Source organism: Amphritea pacifica, assembly GCF_016924145.1.
Classification (GTDB): Bacteria; Pseudomonadota; Gammaproteobacteria; order Pseudomonadales; family Balneatricaceae; genus Amphritea; species Amphritea pacifica.
This window is the reverse complement of record NZ_JAFFZO010000033.1, coordinates 49,589-57,887: the sequence shown is the minus strand read 5'-3', so window position 1 is coordinate 57,887 and position 8,299 is coordinate 49,589. Positions and strand designations below refer to the sequence as shown.

At 49.7% G+C, this 8,299-nt stretch carries 6 protein-coding genes; 1 reads left to right on the top strand and 5 read right to left on the bottom strand.

Annotation, left to right across the window (positions count from 1 at the left end):
- Nucleotides 1-169 precede the first annotated feature (169 nt).
- The 3 genes from JW499_RS17440 to JW499_RS17430 all read right to left on the bottom strand — a co-directional run bounded on the left by JW499_RS17440 (nucleotide 170) and on the right by JW499_RS17430 (nucleotide 4,056).
- Nucleotides 170-931 (bottom strand): 3'-5' exonuclease, encoded by a 762-nt coding sequence (locus tag JW499_RS17440; protein ID WP_332874010.1) that lies wholly within the window; start codon nucleotides 929-931, stop codon nucleotides 170-172.
- Nucleotides 932-943: 12 nt separating this feature from the next.
- On the bottom strand, nucleotides 944-2,821 hold the full coding sequence (locus JW499_RS17435) for a putative nucleotidyltransferase substrate binding domain-containing protein (RefSeq protein ID WP_205211786.1): 1,878 nt from the start codon (nucleotides 2,819-2,821) through the stop codon (nucleotides 944-946).
- A gap of 107 nt (nucleotides 2,822-2,928) precedes the next feature.
- A complete protein-coding gene (locus tag JW499_RS17430; RefSeq protein ID WP_205211785.1) occupies nucleotides 2,929-4,056 on the bottom strand; it encodes an FAD-binding oxidoreductase in 1,128 nt (375 codons plus the stop codon).
- Nucleotides 4,057-4,410: 354 nt separating this feature from the next.
- Between JW499_RS17430 and JW499_RS17425 the strand changes: the two genes are divergently transcribed.
- The gene (locus tag JW499_RS17425) at nucleotides 4,411-5,685 is read left to right on the top strand and encodes an aromatic ring-hydroxylating oxygenase subunit alpha (RefSeq protein WP_205211784.1); all 1,275 of its coding nucleotides are present in this window, start codon (nucleotides 4,411-4,413) and stop codon (nucleotides 5,683-5,685) included.
- Nucleotides 5,686-6,027: 342 nt separating this feature from the next.
- Here JW499_RS17425 and JW499_RS17420 read toward each other — a convergent pair whose 3' ends face one another.
- On the bottom strand, nucleotides 6,028-6,270 hold the full coding sequence (locus tag JW499_RS17420) for a hypothetical protein (protein ID WP_205211783.1): 243 nt from the start codon (nucleotides 6,268-6,270) through the stop codon (nucleotides 6,028-6,030).
- 132 nt (nucleotides 6,271-6,402) lie between these two features.
- Nucleotides 6,403-7,977, bottom strand: coding sequence for a BCCT family transporter (locus tag JW499_RS17415; protein WP_205211782.1), 1,575 nt, complete (start codon nucleotides 7,975-7,977; stop codon nucleotides 6,403-6,405).
- Nucleotides 7,978-8,299: the final 322 nt, after the last annotated feature.

The following is an 8,299-nucleotide window of genomic DNA, read 5'->3' as shown; positions in this document are numbered from 1 at the left end:
TGGTCTTGAGGAACAAGTTCATCGATGCAAACAAACTCAAGGGCGGACTGGGTTGGGGGGCGTTCTCTTAGCATGAGCCTATTATAAAAAATCCTCGTCATTTGACGAGGACTTTATCAACAGCCTGCCACCGGACACCCCGGTGGTTTTTTTTGCCTGTGGCTATCAGTCAGATCCAGAGATCACTGATCGGTGCAGAGGGACTATAACGGTGCTGAATCTGCGCCTGCAATAACTCTGCAGTGGCGATGGCATCGGTCAGCGCATGGTGCTGCCCATAATGCGGCAAGCTATAGCGTAGTCGACTGTCCCCCAGGCGGATCGACTCCTGCTTTGCCCCTAACAGACGTTTAATCTGGCTGCAGATGCCGCGCCGATAGAGCTGAGCTTCCAGTTCCATGGTGTCGACCATTGGAAAGAGGATCCCCTCCCCCAGCCGTTTTTTCACCGCTGTGTAAAAAAACTCCCGTTCAATATAACGGTAATGCACGACAACAATTTTACCAGCAACTGCAGCCAGCACCTGTTCCAGAATATGAATAAGGTCAGGGGCATCATCTAACTGCGAATGAGTAATACCATGAAAAGGAACAGATGTTTCTGTTAATCCCTGATTGGGCTTTAATAACCAGTAACGACTCTCGCGCAGACGGATGCGGTTAAGATCAAAAGGAACCAGACCGATGCTGATGATCTCATCCTGCTCAGCACTAAGCCCCGTGGTTTCAAAATCCAGCGCCACGAAAGAGACCTGATCCAGCGGCGTTTGGGCAGCAACAACACCCTGCTGATAAAACCAGCGAAGTCGTTCATCATCGACAGTATCCACTCTGTCCCGATAAATGGCGGCCCAGTTCTCCTCCTCCGCGGAGGTGTTGGAGTGCCCCCCTGCTCTGACGCCGGGGGTGATACGAGCACTTTTATTGGTCACAATAGTCACTCTCTATCTGCCAGAAAATGGATAGCGGAATTTCAGGAATCGCTGACTATTACTGAGCACCTGAAATGCCTCTTTCAGATTACGACGATCAAAGTCGGTCAGTTTCTCCGGTTTTACATTATTGGAAGGCTCCCGTCCGGCCTCAATATCAGCCGCCTGATGGCGAATTCTGACCATCGAAATAAACTCCAGCGCATCTCTCAGGTCGGCAGCTTTGCCGGGTGGCAGAATATCAGCATCCACCACATCATCCAGCCGCTCGAAAGAGTTTTGTACCCGGGAACCGACTGCCAGTGCATGCACCCGGACCAGGTCGGCAAGCGGGGCGGTACCCCGGCGTTTAAGGTTAATAGAGTTACGGTGCTGACCATCCTGCTCCATAACAAAATTCTTAAAGAACCCCAACGGCGGGGTCCTGTTCAGAGCGTTACGCGCCAGACTGGCAAGAAATTTTGGTGACCGTTGAGCCCGTAGAGAGATAAAGGTGTTCAACTGCGAGGCCCACTCAGTTTTCCCCCACACACCATCGAGATCAAAAAATATTGAACAGTTCAGCAACGCTTCCGGCAACGGATTGTCCATCCAGTCGGCAAACGTCGCTTCCCACTGCTGCCGGGTTTTGCGCCATTCAGGGTTGGTCGCCATAATCTTTCCGGTGCAATAGGTATAACCGCATCTATTCAGACCATCACTGACAAAGGTCGCCAGCTGTTTGAAATACTCACCATGAAGTTCCGGCCGATAGCTATTATCCAGAATCAGGGCATTATCCTGATCAGTCACCACCAGTTGCTCGTCCCGGGCCATTGAGCCCAGCGCCAGAAAACAGTATGGCAAAGGGGGGGGGCCCAGCTTCTCCTCTGCCAGCTCCAGCAAACGCTGCTTAAACGTTCTGCCTATCACCGACATCGCACTGCCAATCATATGGGAGTTAGCATCTTCACTGACCATACGCACAAAACACGCGCTGATCTGTGGCTGTAACCTGGCCAATTCTTCAACACTGGGTTGACGCATGATATTGCTGACCATATAGAGACTGCTTTGCGACTCATAACGGACAATATCAGAGGTTGCCAGCACCCCAACTGGCTGATCGTCATGTAGCACCGGCAGGTGATGAAGGTTATAGCGCAGCATGGTCAGCATCGCTTCAAAGGCATAAGCATCATCATCCAGAGTAACCGGATCCTGGGTCATCACCTGGGTCACCGGGGATTCCAGATCAAGACCGGTAGCGACCACCCGGGTGCGCAGATCACGATCAGTGATAATACCCGCCAATGTGTACTCAGCCGATCCATCATCCCCCCTCTGCGGCTGCATAATCAGCAGTGAGGACACCCCCTCCTCGGTCATCTTCTGTGCTGCCTGGCGAATCGTGGTGCTGGTATCTAACCAGACTGGCGTCCGGCTGATCAGAGCCGTCACCTTAGACACCATCAGATCACTGCTTTCCTGTTTGCTGGATACCGCCTGGCGCAAACGGTTATCGTCCATCTCGACAAAATAGGCAAATGAGTCAAATCGTTCACACAGAGAGCTGAACAGCGTTTCGGGGATAAAGTAGATCAACGAGTCCTCTATCGTCCGGGCGGGCAATCTGACTCGCTGACTCATCAGCAGACTCAACTGACCAAACAGTTCTCCCTCACTCAATCGGTTATACAGATCCCCATTGCGACGATAGATCTCAACCGCGCCGCTGCGGATAACACACAGATCGTGGATCTCATCGCCAAACTGAAACACGTCGCTATCAGCCCTGAAATAGCTGATCTCAACCTGACAGGCGATCTCATCGATCACCGGTTCAGGCAACGCATTGAAGGGCGGGTACTGTTTCAGAAAACCTGCAATCTCTATCTGTTCTGCCTGCATCGTATCGTCCGGCTAATATTGAGTTAACAACTGACTGTACTCAAAGCGATTGCTTTAAGCGAAAAAAATCGCCCGCAGGCGATTTTTAAATGTTTTATGAACAGCCGTCAAAAATCGATCACAACATCTGTTTTTGCTGTGGTGCAGCAGGAAAGCACATAGCCGTTGGCCACATCTTCGTCGGTAATACCGCCGTTATGCTCCATGACGGTTTCCCCCTCTTTAACCAGCACTTTACAGGTACCGCAGATCCCCATACCACAGGCTTTTGGAATCAGCAGATCGAGTTTAGCCGCGGCAGTATGCAGGGTATCACCAGGAGCGATATGAATACTCATCCCTTTACTGGCAAACTCAACCCGTATCATATCCTCCTGTGTCAGCGCCTCAGCTTCTTCCTGAGCGATCTCGGCATTTTCAAAGGCTTCCTCTTCAATCTCGACCGGAGTCGCACCAAATGACTCTTCATGATAATGGCTCATATCAAAGCCGTTATCCTGAAGCAGCTTTTTAATGGCATTCATATAAGGCGTCGGACCACAGCAGAACACTTCACGCTCAAGAAAATCTGGCGCGATCAGTTCCAGCTTGGCCTGATCCAGGTAACCACGATAACCGTGCCATGCCTGACCATTTTCAATCTTTTCACAGATCAGATGGAGCCCGAAATTACTGATTCGTGATGCCATATGATCCAGCTCTCGCTGAAAGATAATATCTTTAGGCGTGCGGGCACTGTGAACAAAAGCGATATCAACATCGGCATTGGTATCAAACCACCAGCGCGCCATCGACATCATTGGAGTGATGCCGACACCACCGGATAACAGCAACACTTTTCTGGCGGGGAAATCGATACAGTTGAACAGCCCTACCGGACCATGCACCGCCAGTTCATCGCCCTCTTTGAGGTTATCATGCAACCAGCTTGAGACCTGTCCATTAGGGTCTTTTTTCACCGTAATGGAGAAACTATAAGGCACCGATGGCGAGCTGGAGATAGTGTAGGAGCGCATCACCATCTGCCCTTCGATCTCTAACTCAAGGGTGACAAATTGTCCTGGTTTAAAAAAGTACATCACCGGCTGTTCAGACATAAAACAGAAGGTACACACATCCCAGGTTTCATGGATCACTTTGACACAACGGACATTGTGACGACCATTGACCCAGGTCTGGGTATTGACCGGGATGAAGCTATCGGAGCCAACGGTGGCAGGGATGGTATTTGTCATAGCGTATCTCTCATCTGTGCACAGCTATAAATCGGTTCAGTCATCAGGCTGACAGCTTGCCCCAACATCGGGTTATACAAACTTCAGCCCATCAATCATACTCAATGAGTGCATTGTCTGCCCAGCAGGTTTTGAAATATTAACTACAAACGACATTTATTTGCTTATTGCGACCATCCCAATAGCTATGGGCATTACAGGTCGATTTATGTACTTATTCCTGTCGTTAATGGTCAATCCTGCAAATACACCTTGGAGGAGGATTAGCTCGTTCTATATCACTATTCAGGTCAGGGTTATTCCTGATCGACTATAATAAACAGCACAGCAGTGCATTGAAGGAAGATCGAACTGATGAACCAAAATGATCTATTGAACACCACCTGCGCAACTATCCATGATGCGCGCCAGGAAATGGCGACAATGCTTGAGGCCCGTCCGGCGAATTACTCCCTGCCTCAACCCCTGTATAACGATCCACTGATGTTCCGGATCGATGTTGAGGAAGTATTCCAGAAAGAGTGGCTGTTTGTGGGTATGACCAGTGAGATTCCGGCTAAGGGCGATTATTTCACGGTTGAGATCGCACAAAACCCAGTGCTGGTAGTGCGCGATGCGGACGGCAGTGTCAATGCTTTTCATAACACCTGCCGTCATCGTGGTTCACGTGTCTGCACTGAACATCGCGGTAAAGTGGCGAATCTGGTTTGCCCATACCATCAGTGGACCTATGACCTGAAGGGCAACCTGCTGTTCGCGGGTAGCGAGATGGGTGAAAGCTTTGAACTGAAAGAGCACGGCCTGAAAAAAGCGTTCTGCAAAACCGCCGGTGGATTTATCTTTGTCTGTCTGGGTAAAGAGGAACCTGAAGGTGATTTCGACGAGTTCCTGAGCACTCTGGAAGAGTACATGGAACCCTACGATGTTGAGAACACCAAACTGGCGGTGGAATCCAACATGTATGAGCAGGCTAACTGGAAACTGGTTATCGAAAATAACCGTGAGTGCTACCACTGCGTTGGTAACCATCCAGAACTGTTGAACACGCTGCTAGAGTGGGACGACACTAACGATCCACGCGCATCTCAGGAATTTAAAGATTACTGTAAAGACCAGGCCGCACAGTGGGATGCCGAAGGTATCCCTCACGAGCATCGCAGTTTCGGCCCTGGCCTGCGCAACCGTATCGTGCGGATGCCGTTGAAAAAAGGCACCAAGGTAATGACCCTGGATGGTGAAGCTGGCTGTAAGAAAATGCTGGGACGGATTAAGAATCCACAGTTAGGCTCAATGCGTATTCTGCACCTGCCTAACTCCTGGAACCACATGCAGTCTGACCATTTTATCGTCTTCCGGGTGCTGCCAATCTCCGCTCAGGAATCTATCGTAACAACCAAATGGTTCGTTCACAAAGATGCAGTGGAAGGTGTGGATTACGATCCTGAACGCCTGCGCCTGGTCTGGGATGCCACCAACGATCAGGATCGTATCCTGGGTGAAGAGAACCAGCGCGGCATCAACTCAGTCGGCTACCAGCCTGGCCCTTACTCAGAAACCTTTGAGTTCGGTATTATCAACTTTATGGACTGGTACAGTGAAACCGTTCAGAAGAACCTGAAGGCAAAATAAACATTCCCTTTTAAGGCAAAAAAGGCTGATGTGTCAAACATCAGCCTTTTTTATTTGTGAACAGCTCTATTTTTCACAGCAGCCTTTGCGCCACTCACTTCAACATCATTCTGGCAGTTGCCACTCACTTTCAATATACGCGCCCTGAAAACCGCTTAAACACATCCAGCCCACTGACCGCCATCGCTCCTCTTAACGTAAACCATTACCGTAAACAACAAAGACACCACAAGCAGCTTTTGCGGCATCAGGTCAGCAGTGCATAAAAAGCCGATAAATAGCTTATCGGCTTTGTACACTATCGTTTTCAGATCAGCCGTTTTCAGGCCTGCCAGCAATCACCTATAAAGCATCGGCTAATACAGCTAAAGCTTCCTGCACCTCGGGTAACATCACCGGGATCTGCTTCTGCAACAGCGCAACAGAGTCAGCGAACTGAGCGCGCTCCTGATCACCCTGAACAGATAACCATTGCAATGCCGCCTGACTACACTCCCAGGGCGACAGCCCTTGCTCAAGCGGCACACCTGCGCCTTTCAGATACTCATAGAAATCATCCTGATCAATCAGGTCAGTAATCATCATATTGACGTTCTCGCACTCGTTTCCTGAATCACACTTAAGCCGCATTTGAACAGAGAAGGCTAAACAGTCTGAATTAAACAAAAAAAGCTGGCACCAGGCCAGCTTTTCCTAAAGGATGAATCCCAGACTGGCTTATACCTCTGTCTTCAATCCTTTGTAGATACTGATACACATCAGCAACAGGATAACAGTAAATGGCAAGCCGGTGGTTATCGCGCCAGCCTGCAATGCTTTAAGTGCTTCGGATCCACCACCATACAGCAGAACACCCGCAATCAACCCTTCCAATACCGCCCAGAAGATACGCTGCGGCACCGGTGCATCAACCTTACCACCAGCGGTAATTGAGTCAATTACCAGTGAACCGGAATCGGATGAAGTGACAAAGAAAACCAGTACCAGAAGAATTGCCAGAGCGGAAGTAATCTCAGCCATTGGTAAGTTTTCCAGCATCTGGAACATCGCCAGCGACACATCTCCCAGACCATTTGCCAGAGCACCCGTACCACTCTGAACCTGATCCAGCGCCTGAGCGCCAAATGCCGCCATCCAGACTGCTGAAACCACTGTAGGAATCAGCAGGACTGCGATCATAAACTCACGCACTGTGCGACCTTTTGAAACCCGCGCGATAAACATACCGACAAATGGCGACCAGGATACCCACCAGGCCCAGTAGAACACTGTCCAGCCGCTGTAGAATTTCTCATCTTCACGGCCAATCCAGTTACTTAGCGGCAGAATATCAGTTGTATAACTGCTTACTGTCAGCCACAGGTTACTGAAAAACCCTGACAGCGAACCAGCAACGATCACAAACAGAAGCAGCAGTGCAGCAAGCCCCATATTGATATTACTGAGTATCTTTACACCACCATCCAGTCCGCGAACAACGGAGAAAATCGCGATTGATGTCACGACGATAATAACCGCAATCTGGGTAGAGATCGTATTATCCACACCGAACAGGAAGTTCAGTCCTGCTGAAGCCTGAGAAGCCCCCAAACCGAGGGACGTTGCCAGACCGAAGATGGTTGCCAACACTGCAACAATATCAATAACATGACCGATCGGGCCCCATACCCGCTCGCCCAGTAGCGGATAAAAAGCAGAACGAATTGTCAGTGGCAGCCCTTTATTGTAGGTAAAGAATCCCAGCGCCAGCGCTACGACACCGTAAATGGCCCAGGGATGTAACCCCCAGTGAAACATGGTGGCGCCCATCGCTGCGGCTTCACCGGCAGGGGTTTTGGCTTCCGCATTCAGAGGTGTTCCCCACCAGTCGGTGTAATAAGCCACCGGCTCTGCCACACTCCAGAACATCAGACCAATACCCATACCCGCAGCAAACAGCATTGAGAACCACGACATGCGGCTAAACTCAGGTTTTGCGGCGGCTCCACCCAGGCGAACCTTGCCCACCGGCAGTACAATCATCAGCAGACAGAACAACACAAAAACGTTGCCGCCAATCATAAACAGCCAGTCAAAAGTTTCAATTGACCAGGTTCTCGCACCTTCAAGCATCGTTTTGGCGTCTGCCGGGAAAATCAGCGTCAGTGTGATAAACGCCAGAATGGCCAACGCACTCGTGGTAAAAACAGGGTTATGGATATCCATCCCCAACACCTGAATATTATCCTGCCCAGCTTTATAGTCCGAGGTATATTCCTCAGACTTAGGGCGGAAGTGAACTTCTTCATTCATAGAACTACTCCAGTTTCTTTTTATATATCTATCAAGCCTGCACGCAGATCCCCAAGAATCGCCAGAGCCAATGGACGATATGATCTGCAACCTTTCTGACAGTTCCTGCATCAACTCTTAACTGCTGTAGCCAACAACGACTTCCGGTTAATTATTAAACAGGTCGCTTCGATTCTACGACCAAAGTCCAGTCAACAGCTGACTTATAACGACACAAAGAATCACAAAATGACCGTTCTCGACAGATAGCTTTTAACGCAGAAAAGAGAAGAAAAACAACCAAGCAGATATAAAAGGCAGACCATAATGACTGGTTTAGGAC

Coding starts and splice junctions, on each gene's coding strand:
- JW499_RS17415 (WP_205211782.1), bottom strand. CDS start 7,977: ATGAATGAAGAAGTTCACTTCCGCCCTAAGTCTGAGGAATATACCTCG.
- JW499_RS17425 (WP_205211784.1), top strand. CDS start 4,411: ATGAACCAAAATGATCTATTGAACACCACCTGCGCAACTATCCATGAT.
- JW499_RS17435 (WP_205211786.1), bottom strand. CDS start 2,821: ATGCAGGCAGAACAGATAGAGATTGCAGGTTTTCTGAAACAGTACCCG.
- JW499_RS17420 (WP_205211783.1), bottom strand. CDS start 6,270: ATGATGATTACTGACCTGATTGATCAGGATGATTTCTATGAGTATCTG.
- JW499_RS17430 (WP_205211785.1), bottom strand. CDS start 4,056: ATGACAAATACCATCCCTGCCACCGTTGGCTCCGATAGCTTCATCCCG.